The sequence below is a fragment of the Limnohabitans sp. genome (assembly GCF_040400975.1).
In the GTDB taxonomy this organism is placed as follows: Bacteria; Pseudomonadota; Gammaproteobacteria; order Burkholderiales; family Burkholderiaceae_C; genus Limnohabitans_A.
Genome location: NZ_JBBAPF010000112.1, coordinates 1 through 1398, shown reverse-complemented (window position 1 = coordinate 1398; position 1398 = coordinate 1). Strand labels below are relative to the sequence as shown.

Sequence of the window (1398 nt, the reverse complement as noted above, 5' to 3'; positions counted from 1 at the left end):
CAAGCTTCATGACACACCTTGCTTGCCAGCTCGGAGCATTGCGTTGCCAGCGCATCTGTGCCAGTGTCGTGCTGCTCTTCTCGCAAGACACATCAATGGCATCAAATTTGCGCTTCCGGGGAGGTCTGCTCAACATCTCGAGCCAAATTGCTACGGAGCCATTGTCATGGCCAATCATGCATGCGACGCACCGACATGCGCCGCACCGCGCATGGCACCGCACCCACTGCATCATTCATGCACGCGCGCTCGCAAGCATGCGCGCACACACACGCAGAATGGCAAGCCACACACACATGGGTGCTCGCAGACAAACTCTTGCACAACCCATTCGCAGCAAGCATCCACGCACGTTCATGGATGCATCCACATGTGGGCATGCATGACAATGTCAATGAGCAAGGCATACGCGGACGACGAACCGACCAAGACTGCATGGTGATCACCGCACGGCGTGCCGAAGGCCATCACGGGAGCTCCCCGAAGCATTTCGCCCGCGCTGCCCGTCCCACGGCACCGTGGCGCCGTGCCGCCCAAAGAAATGGGCGCCCCAAGCGTCAAACTTCGGCCCTACCGGGACGATGGCCACGCGACCGGGGAATTTTGCCTTCAATTCCTTGGCTGTGGTCAGAACGCTCTTGCCCCATGCAATGAGGCGCTCGCACCGGTCTGGCAACCGCTTTGACGATATCCCGTGCGCTTGGAGCAACGTGGTCTCCCACCGCCTGACGCGAGGATGATGCGCCATATGGGAGCGCACCCACGGCGCATGCGGCCTCGTCTGGAACACAACCTGCGTACGGTCATCCAGCTCCAGAAGCGCCTCGGCGTAGGAGGTGTTGGCCCAGGAGATGTCGCCCACGACTGGCTGGGAGCGCTTGTTCTCCTGGAGGGTCTTGAGCATGCCCGCGGCGATGGCCCGCTTGACGGCGGGGCTCTTCGCGTGCATCTTGAAGCGGTCCTTGAAGTGCGGGCGCCGATCTGCGGAGCTGGGGTTGCCAGCCTCGTGCGAAACGTCCCAACCCTGCGCCTGCAAGTTGGACGCCAGGCATGACGAGCCGCACCGCCCACAACCGGCGCCGATCAATATGACACGAAGGACGTCGTGCCTCTGTGTGTCTCGCTGGGTGCGCTTCCATGCGCCCAAGCGAGTGAGTGGGACGACTATCTTCCGCGGCCGCCCCTTGGCCCGCAGGTTGGCCACGCGCCCTGAGGCGCGCAACTTCGAACGTTGCGGCGCCTTCACCGTCGCGTCAGCAAGGGACCGAGGGAAGCGGAACATGAGGAGACACGTCCGGACGCGTGGGGCAAGGGCGACTTGGGCCAAATTTTGAAAAAAATGGCTGCATGTGTTTCCCAAAATGTGTCCTTGCGGGTTTGTGCGCTTTTGTGCGCGTC

General features: G+C 61.9%; 1 protein-coding gene. It reads right to left on the bottom strand.

Annotated elements, in window-relative coordinates; translation table 11 throughout:
- Nucleotides 1–442: 442 nt before the first annotated feature.
- Nucleotides 443–949, bottom strand: a complete 507-nt coding sequence (locus tag ABWQ00_RS16060) for a hypothetical protein (RefSeq protein WP_353239662.1) — start codon at nt 947–949, stop codon at nt 443–445.
- Between the last annotated feature and the right edge of the window lie 449 nt (nt 950–1398).

What these genes read in the sequence shown, in the direction of transcription:
- ABWQ00_RS16060 (WP_353239662.1), bottom strand. Translation starts at nt 949, where the DNA reads ATGCACGCGAAGAGCCCCGCCGTCAAGCGGGCCATCGCCGCGGGCATG.